Annotated in this window: 18 protein-coding genes and 2 tRNA genes; 8 read left to right on the plus strand and 12 right to left on the minus strand. The window is 71.7% G+C overall.

Translation table 11 applies throughout. The features are described 5' to 3' along the window. Positions 1-113 precede the first annotated feature (113 nt). The 6 genes from recA (at position 114) to PSEJ31_RS0110430 (ending at position 5,519) form a co-directional block, all read left to right on the plus strand. Positions 114-1,139: a recombinase RecA gene (gene recA / locus PSEJ31_RS0110405; RefSeq protein WP_019398747.1), complete on the plus strand. Its 1,026-nt coding sequence runs from the start codon at positions 114-116 to the stop codon at positions 1,137-1,139. A gap of 144 nt (positions 1,140-1,283) precedes the next feature. Then, positions 1,284-1,700: a TfoX/Sxy family protein gene (locus PSEJ31_RS15975; protein ID WP_232211016.1), complete on the plus strand. Its 417-nt coding sequence runs from the start codon at positions 1,284-1,286 to the stop codon at positions 1,698-1,700. Then, positions 1,697-2,179: a recombination regulator RecX gene (gene recX, locus PSEJ31_RS0110415; RefSeq protein WP_028915414.1), complete on the plus strand. Its 483-nt coding sequence runs from the start codon at positions 1,697-1,699 to the stop codon at positions 2,177-2,179. The genes PSEJ31_RS15975 and recX overlap by 4 nt, the downstream gene beginning before the upstream one ends. A 166-nt stretch (positions 2,180-2,345) precedes the next feature. After that, the gene (alaS, locus tag PSEJ31_RS0110420; RefSeq protein ID WP_028915415.1) at positions 2,346-4,991 is read left to right on the plus strand and encodes an alanine--tRNA ligase; all 2,646 of its coding nucleotides are present in this window, start codon (positions 2,346-2,348) and stop codon (positions 4,989-4,991) included. 146 nt (positions 4,992-5,137) lie between these two features. Then, positions 5,138-5,344, plus strand: coding sequence for a carbon storage regulator CsrA (gene csrA, locus PSEJ31_RS0110425; RefSeq protein ID WP_028915416.1), 207 nt, complete (start codon positions 5,138-5,140; stop codon positions 5,342-5,344). An 82-nt stretch (positions 5,345-5,426) separates the two neighbouring features. Beyond that, positions 5,427-5,519: transfer RNA gene (locus PSEJ31_RS0110430), tRNA-Ser, on the plus strand. Between the two features lie 1,007 nt (positions 5,520-6,526). Here the strand turns inward: PSEJ31_RS0110430 and PSEJ31_RS0110435 are convergent. From PSEJ31_RS0110435 to PSEJ31_RS0110475, 9 genes are all read right to left on the minus strand, one after another. Continuing rightward, positions 6,527-6,603: transfer RNA gene (locus PSEJ31_RS0110435), tRNA-Arg, on the minus strand. Between the two features lie 41 nt (positions 6,604-6,644). Beyond that, positions 6,645-7,505: an alpha/beta fold hydrolase gene (locus tag PSEJ31_RS0110440; protein ID WP_019398752.1), complete on the minus strand. Its 861-nt coding sequence runs from the start codon at positions 7,503-7,505 to the stop codon at positions 6,645-6,647. Then, a complete protein-coding gene (thiD, locus tag PSEJ31_RS0110445; protein WP_028915417.1) occupies positions 7,502-8,311 on the minus strand; it encodes a bifunctional hydroxymethylpyrimidine kinase/phosphomethylpyrimidine kinase in 810 nt (269 codons plus the stop codon). Before thiD ends, PSEJ31_RS0110440 begins: the two co-directional genes overlap by 4 nt. A gap of 36 nt (positions 8,312-8,347) precedes the next feature. Then, complete coding sequence (locus PSEJ31_RS0110450; RefSeq protein WP_028915418.1) at positions 8,348-10,051, minus strand: SulP family inorganic anion transporter; 1,704 nt, start codon at positions 10,049-10,051, stop codon at positions 8,348-8,350. Further along, positions 10,051-10,782, minus strand: a complete 732-nt coding sequence (locus PSEJ31_RS0110455; protein ID WP_028915419.1) for a YoaK family protein — start codon at positions 10,780-10,782, stop codon at positions 10,051-10,053. Before PSEJ31_RS0110455 ends, PSEJ31_RS0110450 begins: the two co-directional genes overlap by 1 nt. Positions 10,783-10,807: 25 nt before the next feature. Further along, entirely contained in the window at positions 10,808-11,059 is a 252-nt protein-coding gene (locus PSEJ31_RS0110460; RefSeq protein ID WP_028915420.1) for a helix-turn-helix transcriptional regulator, read from the minus strand. Between the two features lie 153 nt (positions 11,060-11,212). Continuing rightward, positions 11,213-12,613, minus strand: coding sequence for a PhoH family protein (locus PSEJ31_RS0110465; protein WP_019398757.1), 1,401 nt, complete (start codon positions 12,611-12,613; stop codon positions 11,213-11,215). A gap of 127 nt (positions 12,614-12,740) precedes the next feature. Then, positions 12,741-13,217, minus strand: coding sequence for a peroxiredoxin (locus tag PSEJ31_RS0110470; RefSeq protein ID WP_028915421.1), 477 nt, complete (start codon positions 13,215-13,217; stop codon positions 12,741-12,743). A 17-nt stretch (positions 13,218-13,234) separates the two neighbouring features. Next, the gene (locus tag PSEJ31_RS0110475; RefSeq protein WP_026010545.1) at positions 13,235-13,864 is read right to left on the minus strand and encodes a glycine cleavage system protein R; all 630 of its coding nucleotides are present in this window, start codon (positions 13,862-13,864) and stop codon (positions 13,235-13,237) included. Positions 13,865-13,959: 95 nt separating this feature from the next. Between PSEJ31_RS0110475 and dapA the strand changes: the two genes are divergently transcribed. Together dapA and PSEJ31_RS0110485 are read left to right on the plus strand one after the other, a co-directional pair. After that, positions 13,960-14,868, plus strand: a complete 909-nt coding sequence (dapA, locus tag PSEJ31_RS0110480) for a 4-hydroxy-tetrahydrodipicolinate synthase (protein WP_037034999.1) — start codon at positions 13,960-13,962, stop codon at positions 14,866-14,868. Positions 14,869-14,895: 27 nt separating this feature from the next. Further along, complete coding sequence (locus tag PSEJ31_RS0110485) at positions 14,896-15,411, plus strand: hypothetical protein (RefSeq protein WP_019398761.1); 516 nt, start codon at positions 14,896-14,898, stop codon at positions 15,409-15,411. Between the two features lie 266 nt (positions 15,412-15,677). On the opposite strand, the gene fdxA is transcribed toward PSEJ31_RS0110485, so the two are convergent. From fdxA to PSEJ31_RS0110500, 3 genes are all read right to left on the minus strand, one after another. Continuing rightward, on the minus strand, positions 15,678-16,001 hold the full coding sequence (gene fdxA, locus PSEJ31_RS0110490) for a ferredoxin FdxA (RefSeq protein WP_019398762.1): 324 nt from the start codon (positions 15,999-16,001) through the stop codon (positions 15,678-15,680). Positions 16,002-16,072: 71 nt separating this feature from the next. Further along, complete coding sequence (locus tag PSEJ31_RS0110495; RefSeq protein WP_028915423.1) at positions 16,073-16,966, minus strand: 2-dehydro-3-deoxygalactonokinase; 894 nt, start codon at positions 16,964-16,966, stop codon at positions 16,073-16,075. After that, on the minus strand, positions 16,963-17,868 hold the full coding sequence (locus PSEJ31_RS0110500) for an SMP-30/gluconolactonase/LRE family protein (RefSeq protein WP_028915424.1): 906 nt from the start codon (positions 17,866-17,868) through the stop codon (positions 16,963-16,965). Before PSEJ31_RS0110500 ends, PSEJ31_RS0110495 begins: the two co-directional genes overlap by 4 nt. Positions 17,869-17,871: the final 3 nt, after the last annotated feature.

Raw genomic sequence — 17,871 nt, forward strand, 5'->3', positions numbered from 1 at the left:
CGCGCCCGGCCCGGCCCGCTAGCCTGGTGCCACGCCGCTCCGTGCGTCGCAGCTTTTGCGACCGCCCCCGGCCACACTACGCACACACTCACTGACACCGAGGACACACCCAGATGGACGAGAACAAGAAGCGCGCCCTCGCGGCGGCCCTGAGCCAGATCGAGAAGCAGTTCGGCAAGGGCTCGGTGATGCGCATGGGCGACCGCGTGGTCGAACCGGTGGAGGTCGTGCCGACCGGCTCGCTGATGCTGGACATCGCCCTGGGCATCGGCGGCCTGCCCAAGGGCCGCGTGGTCGAGATCTACGGCCCGGAGTCCTCGGGCAAGACCACCCTGACCCTGCAGGCCATCGCCGAGTGCCAGAAGCAGGGCGGCACCGCCGCCTTCATCGACGCCGAGCACGCGCTGGATCCGATCTACGCCGCCAAGCTGGGCGTGAACGTCGACGACCTGCTGCTGTCGCAGCCGGATACCGGCGAACAGGCGCTGGAAATCGCCGACATGCTGGTGCGCTCCGGCTCGGTCGACATCCTGGTGGTGGATTCGGTCGCCGCGCTGACCCCGAAGGCGGAAATCGAGGGCGAGATGGGCGACCAGCTGCCCGGCCTGCAGGCCCGCCTGATGAGCCAGGCGCTGCGCAAGCTGACCGGCAACATCAAGCGCTCCAACACCCTGGTGATCTTCATCAACCAGCTGCGCATGAAGATCGGCGTGATGATGCCGGGCCAGAGCCCGGAAACCACCACCGGCGGCAATGCGCTGAAGTTCTACGCCTCGGTGCGCCTGGACATCCGCCGCATCGGCTCGATCAAGAAGGGCGACGAGATCATCGGCAACCAGACCCGGGTCAAGGTGGTCAAGAACAAGCTGGCGCCCCCGTTCAAGCAGATCGTCACCGAGATCCTGTACGGCGAGGGCATCAGCCGCGAGGGCGAGCTGATCGACATGGGCGTGGAAGCCAAGCTCGTGGAGAAGTCCGGCGCCTGGTACAGCTACGGCTCCGAGCGCATCGGCCAGGGCAAGGACAACGCGCGCCAGTACCTGCGCGAGAACCCCGAGGTCGCGGCCAAGCTCGAAGCCGAGCTGCGCGAGAAGTTCCAGCCGGCCGAGGCCGCCCGCGACGAGGACGCCGCGGACTGAGTCCACCCGTCTCTCCGTTCCCTGCCGGCGTGCTGTCAGTGACGCGCCGGCGGGGAACGGTTCCCCATCCAGGAGGTCCGGTGCCAGGGATGGCGCAACCTGGGCGGCGCGACGGGACGCAGGCCGGCCGGAAAGGAGGAGGCGATGGCCACCGATCCGCAGTTCCTTCAATACGTGCTGGAACAGGCCGGACTGGGCGCCGCGCTGGCCGCGCGCCGCATGTTTGGCGAGTACGGGTTCTACCTGGACGGCCGCTTCGTCGCCGTCGCCGCCGACAACCAGCTGCTCCTCAAGCCCACCGCCGAGGCACGCGCGCTGCTGCCGGACGCCAGCGAGGCCCCGCCGTACCCCGGCGCCAGGCCCTGGCTGCGGCTGGATGGGCCCTGGAGGAGCCGGAGCTGCTGCGGCGCCTGCTGCGGGCGACCGCCGCCGCGTTGCCGCTGCCCGCACCCCAGCCTGCCCGCGGCACGGCGAAGTTCGCTGCCTCGCGCAGGCCATCCGCGCGACCGCCCGACCGCCCCTGAGCCCCGTCCCGGCGCCATCCACTGCCAGCTCCGATGACCGAAGACTCCCCCTCCCGCCGCAAGCCGCGCACCCCGCAGACCCCGGTGCAGCGCGCCCTGGGCCTGCTGGTGCGGCGCGAGCACTCGCGCCGGGAGCTGACCCGCAAGCTGACCGCCCGCGGAGTGGACGCCGAGGAGGCCTCGGCCGCGGTGGAGCGCCTGGCCGGGGGGGGCTGGCAGGACGATGCCCGGTTCGCCGAATTCCTGGTCCGCAGCCGCGCCAATGCCGGCTACGGGCCGCTGTACATCCGCGCCGAACTGGGCACCCATGGCCTGCCCGGCGAGGTGGTCGCCGCCGCCATGGACGGCTTCGAGGGCGACTGGACCGAGCTGGCCCGCGACCTGGTCCGGCGCCGCTTCGGGCCCGCCGGCCCGGCCGACCTGGCCCAGCGACGCAAGGCGGCCGACCTGCTGGCCCGCCGCGGATTCGACGGCGAGGCCATCCGCGCCGCCACCCGCTGGGATCCGGACGACTGAGGCCAGGCCGGCGCTCGCGGGCCGCGTCGGGGCCTGGCGGACAGGGGAGGGCCCCGCGTTCCGCCGGCCGGAGGCCGCGCTCTGATACCCTTTACCGGTTGATTTCCCGTCCGTCCGGGCGCGCCAGGCGCGTCCCGGCCCGGACCCGTCCGCCAGCCGAAGCCAGATGACCCCCACCACCCCGTATACCACCGCGCGCATCCGCAGCGATTTCCTCGAGTTCTTCAAGGGCAAGGGCCACACCATCGTGCCGTCCGCGCCGCTGGTGCCGGGCAACGACCCGACCCTGCTGTTCACCAACTCGGGCATGGTCCAGTTCAAGGACGTGTTCCTGGGCGCGGAAAAGCGCAGCTACGTGCGCGCGGCCGACGTCCAGCGCTGCCTGCGTGCCGGCGGCAAGCACAACGACCTCGATTCGGTCGGCTACACCGCCCGCCACCACACCTTCTTCGAGATGCTGGGCAACTGGTCCTTCGGCGACTACTTCAAGAAGGAAGCGATCGCCTGGGCCTGGGAACTGCTGACCGGCGTGTGGAAGCTGCCGGCCGAGCGCCTGCTGGTCACGGTCTACCACACCGACGACGAGGCCTACGCGATCTGGCGCGACCAGGTCGGCCTGCCCGAGGACCGCATCATCCGCATCGGCGACAACAAGGGCGCGCCGTACGCCTCGGACAACTTCTGGCAGATGGCCGACACCGGCCCCTGCGGCCCGTGCACCGAGATCTTCTACGACCACGGCGAGCACATCGCCGGCGGCCCCCCGGGCTCGCCGGACGAGGACGGCGACCGCTTCATCGAGATCTGGAACCTGGTGTTCATGCAGTTCGACCGCCAGCCCGACGGCACCTTGGTGCCGCTGCCGGCGCCGTGCGTGGACACCGGCATGGGCCTGGAGCGCCTGGCGGCGGTGCTGCAGCACGTGCACAGCAACTACGAGATCGACCTGTTCCAGGCGCTGATCCGCCGCACCGCGGAGCTGACCGGCACCTCCGACCTGGAGAACAAGTCGCTGCGCGTGATCGCCGACCACATCCGCGCCAGCGCGTTCCTGATCGTGGACGGCGTGCTGCCCTCCAACGAGGGCCGCGGCTACGTGCTGCGCCGGATCATCCGTCGCGCGCTGCGCCACGGCTGGATGCTGGGCGTGCGCCAGCCGTTCTTCCACAAGCTGGTGGACGCGGTGGTCGAGCAGATGGGCCAGGCCTATCCCGAGCTGCCGGCCGCGCGCGACACCGTCGAGCGCGCTCTCAGGGCCGAGGAGGAGCGCTTCGCCGAGACCCTCGACGCCGGCATGAAGATCTTCGAGGAAGTCGCGTCGCAGGCCAGCGGCGTGATCCCGGGCGTGGACGCGTTCCGCCTGTACGACACCTATGGCTTCCCGCTGGACCTGACCCAGGACATCGCGCGCGAGCGCGGCCTGACCGTGGACGTGGACGGGTTCGAGGCGGCGATGGAGCAGCAGCGCGAGACCGCGCGCGCGGCCGGCAAGTTCGGCGGCGGCGTGCAGCTGCCGGCCGAGCTGGTCGCCACCCTGGAGCCGACCGTGTTCCTGGGCTACGACGCGCTCGAGGCCGAGGGCATGAAGATCGTCGCCCTGCTGCACGACGGCCGTCCGGTTGAGGCCATCGCCGCCGGCGAGGAGGCGATCGTGCTGCTGGACCGCACCCCGTTCTACGCCGAGTCCGGTGGCCAGGTCGGCGACACCGGCGTGCTGGAGGGCGAGGGCGCGAAGCTGCAGGTCACCGACACCCAGAAGTTCGCCGGCCAGTTCCACGGCCACTTCGTGCGCGTGCTCGAGGGCGGGCTGAAGCTTGGCCAGGTGCTGCGCGGCGCGGTCGATGCCGAACGCCGCCGCGCGATCGTGCTCAACCACTCCGCCACCCACTTGCTGCACGGCGCCCTGCGCGGGCTGCTGGGCACCCACGTGCAGCAGAAGGGCTCGCTGGTGGCGCCGGACCGCCTGCGCTTCGACTTCTCGCACTTCCAGCCGGTGTCGGCCGAGGAGCTGGCGCGGATCGAGCGCATGGTCAACGCCGAGGTGCGCGCCAACCATCCGGTGGTGATCCAGCAGATGGGCATCCAGGACGCGCTGGACATGGGCGCGATGGCGCTGTTCGGCGAGAAGTACGGCGAGCGTGTGCGCGTGGTGAAGATGGGCGACTCGGTGGAGCTGTGCGGCGGCACCCATGTCGCGCGCACCGGCGACATCGGCCTGTTCAAGATCGTCAGCGAAGGCGGCGTGTCCGCCGGCGTGCGCCGCGTCGAGGCGCTCACCGGCCAGGCCGCGCTGGACCACGTGGCCGGCGAGGGCCGCGCGCTGGACGAGGCGGCCTCGCTGCTGGGCGGCAGCCGCGGCGACGTGGTCGATCGCGCGCGCGCGATGGCCGAGCGCATCCGCAAGCTGGAGCGCGAGCTGGAATCGATCAAGGCCAAGGCCGCCAGCAGCGCCGCCGCCGACCTGGCCGGTTCGGCGGTGGACGTGTCCGGCATCAAGGTGCTGGCCGCGCGCCTGGAAGGCATCGACGCCAAGGGCCTGCGCGAGGCGGTGGACCGCCTCAAGCAGCAGCTTGGCGACACGGTGGTGCTGCTGGCCGGCGCGCAGGGGGGCAAGGTCGCCCTGGTCGCCGGCGTGAACGGCAGCGCAACGGGGCGGATCAAGGCCGGCGAACTTCTTTCGCATGTCGCCGGTCGTATTGGAGGCAAGGGCGGTGGCCGCCCGGACCTCGCCCAGGGTGGTGGCGAGGACGGGCCCGCCCTTGCGCCTGCCCTTGCCGACGTGCCTGCGTGGGTTGCCGAGCGTATTGCCTGAGTCAGCTGACAGTCGGCCACGCGCTTGCCGCACCGTAGGGCGGGCAGTACGATCCACCGACCCCGACGCTGCACACCGGATGCGCGCGGCTTCACCCGAAGCCCTGCGTCGGCACCGAGAGGCCGCCGACGCCATGGAGAACGAAAATGTTGATTCTGACCCGCCGTGTAGGCGAGACCTTGATGATCGGTGATTCGATCACCGTTACCGTGCTCGGGGTCAAGGGAAACCAGGTGCGGATTGGCATCACCGCGCCGAAGGACGTCGCCGTGCACCGCGAGGAGATCTACCAGCGCATCCAGCGCGGTGAATCGCCCGCCGACGCCCAGGACGATGGCGCTTCCGGCGAATGACGCAGGAAGTGTTTGCCGGGCACGTGCGCAGGCTGTATCCTTGCGCGGCCCGCAGCGCTGGTGCAGCGCGGCGGGCTCCAACGGAGTGATGCCCGAGAGGCCGAAGGGGCTCCCCTGCTAAGGGAGTATAGGGTCAAAAGCTCTATCGAGGGTTCGAATCCCTCTCACTCCGCCAGATCCCGAAAGCCCGCGACCTGCTCGCGGGCTTTTTCTTTTCCCGAATGCCTCATGGCGCCTGGTTGCGGCTCGGATGCATCCATCCTGCGCGTCGCGGCCAGCCGCGACGGCTGGTGCACACCGGCCAGCAAGGAGCAGCCGGCGTGCGGACATGGCCGCAGTGACGGATGGCGCGACGCACGGCGGTGATGGCAGGGCGTGAGCCCTCCCGGCCGTGCCGGCGCGCCTGCCCACGTTGTCACGCCTTTGTGCCGTCACTCCACCGCGCCACGAGGTTCTGGTGTGCTGCGTGCGCCTGCCGTCCATGGGCCGGCTGGTGGCTGGAAGGGGCGGCGCCGGGCGGGGGGTGCAGGTGCAGGGCGCGAGGGTGGCGAGGCATGGAGGTGGCGTGCTGCCGTTGCCGCTGCGCTGGCATCGCGTGGCGGGCGGTGCCCTGGACCGGTCCGCATGTCCGCGGGTTCGCGCAAGGACCGCAGCGGTGCCAGTTGATGGACTGGCCAATGGCTGGTCGGGGGTCGCCGGCGCGGCCGCTTCGTGCGCCTGTTGTCCTGTGGCTGCGGGATTCCCGATGGCCTCGTGCCGGTCCGTGGGGCACGCGACGCCTGTCCGCCGCGCCGGCCGCATGCCCGGCATCGAGCCGCGGGTGGCATGTTGCGGCCAGAGCCGTGCTCCGCAGACGCTTCCTTGTGCAGTCATGGTCGCCAGTGCGCGCTGCGGCGATGGTGGACCTGGCGCGTACGTGTGCGGGCGGCCGCACATGGGGATTGCCTGCTTGCAGCAGGCTGTCGTCGCTCCGGAGGCTGCGCCACTGGTGTTGCTTCCGTGCCAGGCCTGCGGGCTTTGTCGCGTGCCGCGGATATCGACGGGCGCCTGCGCGGAAGTGGCTGGCGTGTGGCCCGTGTGCGCGTGCCGCGTCGACCAGGCCTCGCGCGGGTCCGTGGCTTGCATGCGGTGCGCGGGGCAAAAAAAAGACCGTCGACGGTAAAGTCGACGGTCCTTGAAAAATGGCGCGCCCGGAGAGATTCGAACTCCCGACCGCCTGGTTCGTAGCCAGGTACTCTATCCAGCTGAGCTACGGGCGCGCTGCTGAGGCGCGAAATTATGCGTGGGTGGGGCAGGGTCGTCAACACCTTTTTTGCGTCTGGTCGAAAATTTTTTCCGCGAGGGTTGAGGCCACCGTCCCGGGGCTGCGCATCCAGCTGAAATGGTCGGCGCGGACCTGCAGCTGTTGCTGGTCGAGCACGACGATTCCGGCCTGCGCGCGCGGCAGGTGCGCCAGCAGTCCGTGCAGCGACGAGGCCGGACCCAGCCAGTCGTCGGCCAGCACCACCGCCTGCACAGGGAGCTGCAGTGCAGCCATGCCGGCTTCCAGGTCCAGCGTGGTGCCGGCGGCGGCGTAGCGTCCGCTGCGGCCCACCGCGGCCCAGTCGGCGATCAGGCCTCGCGCCTCGGTGCCGCCGAAGCCCAGGCGGCGTCCGTGCAGCACGCCCTGGCGTCGCGCCAGCCACGGTAGCAGGCGGTAGGCCAGTGGCAGCAGCCAGCGCCGCGGCGCGGGGAAGCTGCGCCAGTACGGCGTGCCGCTGGCGACCAGGGCCAGGCCGGCAATGCGCTGCGGATGCAGCCCGGCCAGGCAGCAGGCCAGCTGGCCGCCGAGGCTGTGGCCGCCAAGCCATAGCGGCGCGTCGCCGGGCACCGCGTCCAGGCTTGCCGGCAGGTCGCGGCTCAGCAGCTCGGCGTAGCCCCAGTCCCGTTCGCGCGAGGGCCGCAGCGAACTGCTGCCGTTGCCGCGCCATTCGTGCAGGTGCACGGCGATGCCGTGCGCGGCCAGCGCCGCGGCCAATGGCAGGTAGTGGCGCGCGGCCACGCCCAGCGCCGGCAGCCACAGCAGCCGCGCGCGCGGCTGCGGCGGGGCGACGCGGGCCAGCGTCCAGCGGTGGCCGTCGGCGGCGGCGAGGACCTGTTCGACCGTGGTCGGTTCGCTCATCGGCCGGGAAGGACGGCGAAGTGGTCCAGCACCAGCACGTCGCCGCGGCCGGGACGCGAGCCGGCGCGCAGCGCGGCGTGCACGTAGTCGGTGGCCTGGCGGCAGGCCTCGCGCAGCGGCAGGCCGCGGGCCAGGTTCGCGGCCACCGCCGAGGCCAGGGTGCAGCCGGTACCGTGCGCCTCGCCCTGCAGGCGCGGGTGCGCCGTGCGCTGTTCGCCCTGGGCGTCGACCAGGATGTCCACCACGTCGCCGCTGCCGGGCAGGTGGCCGCCCTTGAGCAGCACCGCCGCGGCGCCAAGCGCGCGCAGCGCGGTGGCGGCCCCGGCCATGGCGTCGAGGTCGGCGATCCTGCGGCCCAGCAGCAGCTCGGCCTCGGGCAGGTTGGGCGTGATCACCGTGGCCAGTGGCAGCAGGCGCGTGCGCAGCGCGTGCAGCGCGTCCTCCTCCAGCAGGCGCGCGCCGCTGGTGGCGACCATCACCGGATCGACCACCAGGTGTGGCGGGCGGTGGCGCTCGAGCGCGTCGGCCACCGCCTCGATCACGGCGGCGTTGGCCAGCATGCCCAGCTTGACCACGCGGATGTCGAAGTCGTCGAAGCAGGCATCGATCTGGGCCTGCAGGAATTCCAGCGGTGGCACGTGCACCGCGGTCACGCCGCGGGTGTGCTGCGCGGTCAGCGCGGCCAGCGCCGACAGGCCGTGCACGCCGTGCGCGGCGAACGCCTTCAGGTCGGCCTGGATGCCGGCGCCGCCGCCGGAGTCGGAGCCGGCGATGGTCAGGGCGGAGATCACGGATGGGGTCTGCATGCGCCCATTGTGCCGTGCCCGGCGCGCGGCGTGGGCTCAGCCGCGCGCAGCCACCAGGGACTGCGCCAGCTTCAGCGCGCGGTCGAAGTTGGAGGCCAGGTGCAGGCCGCCGGCACCGCCGTCCAGGCCCATCTGCGCGACCACCCGGTTGGGCTGGTCGCGCAGGCCGGAGAGGATCAGCACGATGCCCTCGCGCTGGCAGCGCTCGGCCAGCTTGCGCAGCGCGTGCACGCCGCTGGCGTCGATCACCGGCACCAGGCGCATGCGCAGGACCAGCACCTTCGGCTTCTCGAAGAACTGGTCGAGCAGGCTGTCCAGGCGGTTGGCCGCGCCGAAGAACAGCGGGCCGCCGATCTGGTAGGCCTCCACGCCGCGCGGCAGGCGCAGGCGCTGCTGTTCGTCGCGGGCGCGGGCGGCGGCCTCGTCCAGGTCGTCGTCGGTCATGCGCACCCCGGAGCTGATCTCGACCGATTCGGACATGCGGTACATGAACACCAGCGCCGCCACCACCACGCCGGCCTCGATCGCCACGGTCAGGTCGAAGAACACGGTCAGCAGGAAGGTCAGCAGCAGCACCACGCGGTCGCCCCACGGCGCCGACAGGGTGGTGCGGAAGTGCTCGTACTCGCTCATGTTCCAGGCCACCACCAGCAGCACCGCGGCCAGCGCGGCCAGCGGCACGTAGCGCATCAGCGGCGCCAGCAGCAGCATGAACAGCAGCAGGTAGCCGGCATGCAGCATGCCCGACACCGGCGAGCGCGCGCCGGCGCGGATGTTGGTGGCGGTGCGCGCCAGCGCGCCGGTGGCCGGCAGGCCGCCGAACAGCGCCGAGGCTGCGTTGGCCACGCCCTGCGCGACCAGCTCGCCGTTGGAGCGGTGGCGGCCGCCGGTCATGCCATCGGCCACCACCGCCGACAGCAGCGACTCGACGCCGGCCAGGAAGGCGATGGTGAAGGCGCTGGGCAGCAGCTCGAAGGTGCGCTCGAAGGGGATGCGCGGGAAGTCGAACGCGGGCAGGGCCGTGGGCAGTTCGCCGAAGCGGCTGCCGATGGTATCGGTGGGCAGGGCGAACAGCGTGGTCGCCGCCGTGCACACCAGCAGCGCGACCAGGAAACCCGGCCACTTCGGCTTCCAGTAACGCAGGCCGACGATCACCACCAGGCCGAGCACGGTCATGGCCACGGTGGCCGGCTGGGTGGTGGCGAAGTGTCGGGCGTAGGCGCTCCAGCGCTCGACGAATTCCGCCGGTACCTCCTCCATCTGCAGGCCCAGCGCATCCTTGACCTGCGAGGAGAAGATGCTCACCGCGATGCCGGCCGTGAAGCCGGTGATCACCGGCTGCGGCATGTATTTCATCAGCGTGCCCAGGCGCAGCAGCCCGGCGGCGATGAGCATCAGTCCGGCCAGAAGGGTGCACAGGATCAGCCCGCCGTAGCCGAATTTCTGGATGACCACGAATACCACCGGGATGAAGGCCGCGGTCGGTCCGCCGATCTGCACCCGCGAGCCGCCGAGGGCCGAGATCAGGAAGCCGGCGATGATCGCCGTATGCAGGCCTTTCTCCGGCGTGGTGCCGGAAGCGATCGCCAGGGCCATGGCCAGCGGCAGGGCGACGATGGCCACGGTCAGGCCGGCAAGCGCGTCCGCGCGCAGGTGCTGGAGGGTGTAACCCTCGCGCAGGGTGGTCCACAGCTTGGGTTCGAACTGCTGCAGGTAGGTGCGCAGCCGGGTGGCGTCCATTACCCCTCCCGTCGATGTTCCCGTTCCGGGGCGCCGCTGTCGTCGGGCGTGCTGCCCGGCTGGCGCAGCAGGCGCAGTGCATGGTTGCGGTAGATCACGTAGCCGATGCCGGTTGCGCCGGTCAGCGCGGCCGGGATCGCCAGGGCGTGGTAGCCGAACGCGCGGAAGCCCCAGGTGCCGAGGATACCGCCGCACAGGAAGCCGCTGATGATCAGGCCGCTCAGCGTCAGCCGGCGCATCGGCAGCGGCAGGCCGCGCAGCAGGTGGCCCAGGCCGATGCCCAGGTCGGTGAACATGCCCGACAGGTGGGTGGTGCGCACCACCGCGCCGCTGTAGGTGGTCACCATCGCGTTCTGCAGGCCACAGGCCATCGCCGCCAGCAGCGCGCCGTTGAGCTGCTGGCGCAGGAACAGCGGGATCGCCGCCAGCAGCAGCGCCGCCTCCAGGGCCAAGGCCACGCCGTAGCGCCGGCCCAGGCGCAGGGTGCTGTCCTGGATGATCAGGCCGCTGAGCATGGCGCCCAGGCTGAAGGCGATCAGCACCGCCCACAGGTGGCGCACGCCGCGCCAGTTGCCGTCCGCCAGCGCCGTGCCCAGCTGGGTGGTGGTGCCGGTGACGTGGCTGACGGCCAGGTGCTCGAAACCGAGGAAGCCGACCGCATTCACCATGCCGGCAATCCCGGCGAGGGTGATCGCGCCGACCCAGACCCAGCGTGGCAGCCGCGTGTTCATGCCGCTCGGCGGGGCTCCCGGGGCATCAGGCCGGCTCCCTGAGGCGCACGCCACGCCCCCGGCCCGTGCTGGGCTGGTCCTCGCCGATCAGTTCGACGCCGGCCGCGTTGAGCGCGCTGACCACCTTGGTCAGGGTACCGACCACTCCGCGCACGGTGCCTTCGCTGGCTTCCATGCGCTGGATCGTGGGCAGGGACACGCCGGCCAGCGCGGCCAGCTGGCGCTGGTCGATGCCGAGCAGGGCGCGGGCGGCCCGCATCTGGGCAGCGGTGATCATGGATGCAATGGTCCCCCTCCAGCCATGCCTATGCAAGCCTGGGGCTTGCCAGGTGATGTCCCATGCATCACCTGGTCGCTGCCCGGAGCTGGCCGGAAAGGCGTTGCCGGGCGCCCGGCTCCCCCGTCCCCGCTCCCCGGGGAGAGGGGGGGCTCAGAGCACCTCGGAGGCGAAATCGGCCAGGCGCGAGCGCTCGCCGCGGCGCAGGGTGATGTGGGCGCTGTGCGGCCAGGCCTTGAAGCGGTCCACGGCGTAGGTCAGGCCGGAGGTGGTCTCGGTCAGGTACGGGGTGTCGATCTGCTCGACGTTGCCCAGGCAGACGATCTTGGTGCCGGGGCCGGCACGGGTGATCAGGGTCTTCATCTGCTTGGGCGTGAGGTTCTGCGCCTCGTCCAGGATCAGGTAGCGCGAGAGGAAGGTGCGGCCGCGCATGAAGTTCATCGAGCGGATCTTGATCCGCGAGGCGAGCAGGTCGTTGGTCGCGGCGCGGCCCCAGGCGCCGCCTTCCTGGTTGTGGGTCAGCACTTCCAGGTTGTCGGTCAGCGCGCCCATCCACGGGGTCATCTTTTCCTCCTCGGTGCCGGGCAGGAAGCCGATGTCCTCGCCGACGCTGACCGTGGCGCGGGTCATGATGATCTCGCGGTAGCGCTGCTGGTCCATGGTCTGGGCCAGGCCGGCGGCGAGCGCCAGCAGGGTCTTGCCGGTCCCGGCGGTGCCGAGCAGGGTGACGAAGTCGATCTCGGGGTCCATCAGCGCGTTGAGCGCGAAGTTCTGCTCGCGGTTGCGCGCGGTGATGCCCCACACCGCGTGCTGGCCGTGGCGGTAGTCGTCCACCAGGGCCAGCACCGCGCGGCCGCCTTCGACACTGGCCACGCGCAGTTCGACCTCGTCCTCGCCGGGCAGGTACAGGAACTGGTTGGGGTACCAGTCCTCGTCCTCGCGCAGCTCCACCTCGTAGCAGGTGCGGCCGCGGTCGGACCAGGAGCGCAGGTCGGCCGAGTGGCGCTTCCAGAAGTCCGCCGGCAGCTCGGTGGCGCCGGTGAACAGCAGGCTGAAGTCGTCCAGGGCGCGGTCGTTCTCGTAGTCCTCCGACACGATGCCCGCGATCGCCGCCTTGATCCGCAGGTTGATGTCCTTGGACACGAACACCACCGGGATCTCCGGCGGAGTGACCTCCTTCAGCGCCAGGATCGCGCCGAGGATGGCGTTGTCCGGGATCACCGCGCCGAAGCTCTTGCCGGCCTCGAAGTGGCTGGTCTGGAAGCGCAGCAAGCCGGCGGCATGGCGCCCGCGCAGCTGCAGGCCGTTGGGCTGGCTCAGCGGCACCCCGCCATCCAGGCGCTGCATGCCGGCGCTTTCCACCAGGTCGTTGAGGAAGCGGCTGACCTGGCGCGCGTTGCGGCTGGCCTCGGAGGTGCCCTTCTTGGCGTTGTCCAGCTCCTCGATGACCTGCATCGGCAGGTAGATGTCGTGCTCCTCGAACTTGAACAGCGCGGTGGGATCGTGCATCAGCACGTTGGTGTCCAGCACGTAGATGCGCTTGCCTCGGGTCATCGTGGGTTCCTGGTGGCTGGTGCGGAACGGGCGAGGGTGGCGGACCGGCCGGGGCCGGACGCCGGACAGGGGCGAGCCGTCGCGGCCTGCGGGGCAGGGCGACGGTCGGCATGGAAGGATGGGCGGGTCACTTGCCGGTTTCGGCCTTCAGTGCGTCCAGCACCGCCTGGGCGTGGCCGGGGACCTTGACCCCGCGCCATTCCCGCGCGATGCGGTGGTCGGGCGAGATCAGGAAGGTGCTGCGCACCACGCCCATGACCTTGCGCCCGTACATGTTCTTCTCGTGGATCACGTCGAAGGCGCGGCACAGCGCCTCGTCGCCGTCGCTGACCAGCGGGAACCGGAAGCCCTGCTTCGCGCAGAAGTTGTCGTGCGACTTCACCGAGTCGCGCGACACGCCCAGCACGTCCGCCCCCAGCTCCCGGAACTGCGGCAGCAGGGCGTTGAAGTCCAGGCCCTCGGTGGTGCAGCCGGGGGTGCTGTCCTTCGGGTAGAAGTACAGCACCAGCCAGCGGCCGGCGTAGTCGGCGAGGGTGGCGCTGCCGCCGCCGGACAGGGCCAGCGGCAGCTTGAGGGTGGCGCGGTCGAGCTTGGCGGGTTTCATCGTGCCGTTCGTGCCCCTCAGAACTTCATCGGATCCATGATCGCGTCGAGGTTCAGGTGGTCGCAGAACTCGAGGAAGTCGTCGCGCAGCGCGGCGATGTGCATGTTCGCCGGCACGCCGATGGTGACTTGCGCCGAGAACATCTCCGCGCCGGTCTGCATGGCGCGGTAGCGGGTGCTCTGCAGGTTCTCGATGGTGATGCCCTGGCGGTCGAAGAAGTCCGCCAGCTGGAACAGGATGCCCGGCTTGTCGGCGGCCACCACTTCCACGATGTAGGGCAGCAGGTTGGACTGCACCTGCTTGGCAGCGGTGCGGTACCAGTTGAGCTTGAGCCCTTCCTCCCGCTCCAGCCGGCCGAGCATCGCCTCCAGCTTCGCCACCGCGTCCCACGAGCCCACCGCCAGCGCGGTCATCGACACGTCGCGGCCGACGGTGGCCAGGCGGGCATCGACCAGGTTGCAGCCGCTGTCGGCGATCCGGCGGGTCACCGGCAGCAGCGGGGACTCCGGATGCGTCGTGTAGGCGTTGATCAGGAGGTGGTTTTCGTTCGGCGAAGGCCGCTGTGGGGTGTCGGTCAAGGAGGCTTCCGCGGGTGTTTTCACATGCTGGAAGGCGCGCCGACAGGGGGCGCGCCGCCGGGCCAGCATACTTGCCCGTGCTTTGAGGCCGCAAGTATGATCGGGCCTCCTTCAGGCGGCCCCGCGACATGCGCTTGCGCCGCAGAATCCAGAGCGAAACCGGCTTGCACCCCACCGGCCTGATCACCGCGCTTGCCACCCCCTTCGACGGCAACGGCGCCATCGATTTCGACGCCTGGCGCCGGCTGCTGCAGTGGCAGCTGGCCGCGGGCGCGCAGGGCCTGGTCGTGGCCGGCTCCACCGGCGAGGCGGCGATGCTCGACGACGCCGAGTACGACGCCCTGCTGCAGGTGGCCGTGGAAACCGTGGCCGGGCGCGTGCCGGTCATCGCCGGCACCGGCCAGTCCGGCACCGCCGCGACCATCGCCCGCACCCGCCGCGCCGCGGCGGCCGGGGTGGATGCGGCCCTGGTGGTGACGCCCCCCTACGTGCGCGCCACCCAGGCCGGGCTGCTCGCGCATTACCGTGCGGTGGCCGGGCAGGGCGGGCTGCCGCTGGTCCTGTACAACGTGCCCGCGCGCACTGCCTGCGACCTGCTGGCGGAAACGGTGGCCGAACTGGCCGGGCACGAGAACATCGTGGCGATCAAGGAAGCGGTGGCCGATCCGGCCCGCATCCAGGCCCTGGTCGCGCTGTCCGGCGCGCACTTCACCGTGCTCAGCGGCGACGACGGCAGCGCCGCGCGGGCCATGCTGTCCGGCGCGCATGGCCTGGTCTCGGTCGGTTCCAACATTGCCCCGGCCGCCTACCGTCGCCTGTGCGACCTGGCCCGGGCCGGCGACCCTGGCGCGGCCGCCGACTGGGATGCGCGGCTGGCGCCGCTGCATGCCTTCTGCGGGATCGAGCCCAACCCGATCCCGGTCAAGGCCCTGCTGCGCGCCGCCGGCTACGGGCAGGGCCTGCGCCTGCCGCTGCTGCCGCTGTCTGAACGGCACCACGACGAGGCCGCGCGCATGGCCGCACTGGCCGCCGAACTCGAAGCACACTGCCGCTGCACTACGCTGGCGGCCTGACCAAGACCCATCCGGAGAGCATTGCCGATGTCCCGTTCCTCACGTTTCGTGCGCATTTCCGCGGCTCTGCTGCTGGGCGTCACCGTGGTTGCCTCGCTGGGCGGCTGCAAGGTCTTCCGCAAGGGGCCGCGCGGCGACTACGCGCTCAACGCCGAGCAGCGCCCGCTGGAAGTGCCGCCGGACCTGGACCTGCCGGATACCTCCGGCGCCATGGCGGTGCCGTCGCCGGGCGGCAGCCCGGCGCAGCTGCCGGCCGCGCCGGCCGATTCGCAGAGCGGCTTCACCGTCGCCGGCGGCCAGCGCGACCAGGTGTTCGAACGCGTCGGTGCCGCCCTGGAAGCGATCGAGGGCCTGAGCATCAGCAACCGCGCCCAGCTGCTGGGCAGCTACGACGTCAGCTACCAGGGCGAGAGCTTCCTGGTGCGCGTGGCCGCGGTACGCGGCGGCGCGTACGTGTCGGCGGTCGATCCGCGCGGCGTGGCCGCCACCAGCCCGGCGGCGGTCCAGGTGATCGCCTCGCTGCAGGCCACGCTGGCCCGCTGATTGCCGTATCACGTGGCCCGCGCCGGTCGCGGCGCGGGCCACGGCGTTTCCGCGCCGCGCGGGAAGCCTCTGGCCCCCGGGCCTGCGTCGCGGCGACGCCAGGGCGCGCGCCGGCAAAGCGGGCGCATGGCGTTTCCGGCGCGGATGCCGCCCTCTGCACGGGGGCGGACGTTTCTTCCTGCAGGAAGCCCTGGCGGCCGGCGTGGTGCATGGCCGGCGGCATCGCGATGTCGTGGGCCGCGCCGCCGGCGCGGCCGGCAAGCGCCTCAGCGCTCCAGCAGCTTGAGCTTGTCCGGCTTGCCGTCCCACTCGGCGGCATCCGGCAGCGGTTCCTTGCGCACGGTGATCACCGGCCAGGCCTTGGACAGTTCGGCATTGAGCGCGACGAAGCCTTCCTGGCCGGCCGGCACGTCATCCTCGGGGAAGATCGCGTTGGCGGGGCATTCCGGCTCGCACAGGGTGCAGTCGATGCACTCGTCCGGGTCGATCACCAGGAAGTTCGGGCCTTCGTGGAAACAGTCCACCGGGCACACCTCCACGCAGTCGGTGTACTTGCACTTGATGCAGTTCTCGGTGACGACGAAAGGCATGGGTGGACCAATGGAAGCTTCAGGAAACGCGCCATTCTAATCCAGCGGGGGTGGGCGCGTCGCGCCGGGGCTCAGCCGAAGCGCGCGCGGGCCAGGCGGTAAAGGCCCAGCGCGGCCAGGTCCTCGCGGTGGCGCTGCACGGTGCGGCCGTGCGCGGACAGGGCGCGGGCGTAGCGTTCCAGCAGCGCATCGCTGCCGACCAGGTGCGCCGGGCCGTCCGCGGCGCCGGCCAGGGCCGGCTGCAGTTCGTGGCCGACCAGTAGCCCGGAGAGGTAAGAGGGCAGGGCCTCGGCCTCGAAGCGCGCGAACAGGGCCGCGGTGCGCACGCCGAACAGGTCGTGCAGCAGGCCGCCGCCGGCGCGCGCCGCGGCCAGGCCGGCGTCGAACGCGGCCGGGTCCAGCGGCGGTTCGGTCGCCGGCATGCTGCGCGCGAGGATGCTGTGCCGGCGCAGCAGGCCGTAAAGCTCGCCGGTCAGCGCGGTGGAAATGCCGGTGATGGCGCCGTCCTCGACCCGCACCCACTTGCTGTGGGTGCCGGGCAGGCAGACGTCGTGGCGGCCGGGGCCCAGCTGCGCGAGCAGGCCGGCGACCTGGGTTTCCTCGCCGCGCATCACGTCGGCGGCGGCGCCGCGATGGTCGGCCATGCCTGGCACGCACCACAGCCGGCGGCCGCGCAAGGCGTCGCCGGCGTGAGTGCCCAGCTCGACCATGCCCGCGGCCAGGGTCGCGATGCCGGCGGGGCAGGGCACGTAGGGCACCTCGATCCAGCCGCCGCGCGCGCCGACCATGCCGCACAGCAGGACCAGCGGATCGTCCCAGTCGCCGATCACGCCGGCCAGGGTCTGCGCGTGCTGGCCGTCGCAGGCCAGTGCGCCGACCTCGCCGCGGCGCTGCCCCAGCACCCGGCCATGGTCGTCGAGGCGATACGCGCGCAGGTTGCTCCCGCCCCAGTCGACCGCGATCAAGCAGGCAGCTCCACCCGGCTTTCCGGCAGGCCGAGCGGGCGGCCGAGCTCCAGGGCGTACAGGCCGCCGGAGCCGGGCGCCTGCGCCAGCGCGGCGGGGTCCAGGCCCTCGGGCGAGGTAATCACGTACAGCGTGTCCAGCCCGGGGCCGCCAAACGCGCAGCACGAGGGCTGCGGCACCGGCAGCCGGATCTCGCGTTCGATCCCGCCGCCGGGGGCGAAGCGGACCACGCGGGCGCCGCCCCAGCGCGCGTTCCAGATCCGGCCCTCGGCGTCGATGCAGGAGCCGTCCGGCGAGCCGGCGGCGGCGCCGGCGGCAACCACCGGCGAGGGCGCGCCCACCTGCGCGGTGTCGGGGTCGTACCCGGCCTGGAGGATGCTGCCGGCCTGCGTATCGCACCAGTACAGGGTGCGGCCGTCGTGCGCGAAGCAGATCGAGTTGGGGATGCCGATGCCGCCCAGCGGCAACCGGCGCAGGCCGTGGGCCGCCGAGTACTGGTACATGGCGCCGGTGGGCGCGTGCCCAGGGTTCTCGTTCATCGTGCCGAACACGAAGTTGCCGTGGCGGTCGGCGCGGCCGTCGTTGCTGCGGTGGCCGGGCAGGGCCGGCTCGATGTCGGTCAGGTGCCGCAGCTGCAGCGGCCCGGGGGCGTCGGCGTCCACTTCAGCGCGGTACAGCGCGCTGGCCAGCACCAGCAGCACGGAGTTGCCCTGGCCCAGGCCGATGCAGCCGGGGCGGTCGGGCAGGTCCCAGTGGCGGGTCAGCCCGTCGCCGGGACGGTGCAGCCACAGGCGCCGGCCATGGATGTCGACCCACAGCACGGCCTGGCGCTGGGCGCACCAGAGCACGCCTTCGCCATGCGAACACTTCGAATCGACGACCAGCCGAGGGCTCTGTTCCATGGG

The sequence above is a fragment of the Pseudoxanthomonas sp. J31 genome, from assembly GCF_000510725.1.
Taxonomy (GTDB): Bacteria; Pseudomonadota; Gammaproteobacteria; order Xanthomonadales; family Xanthomonadaceae; genus Pseudoxanthomonas.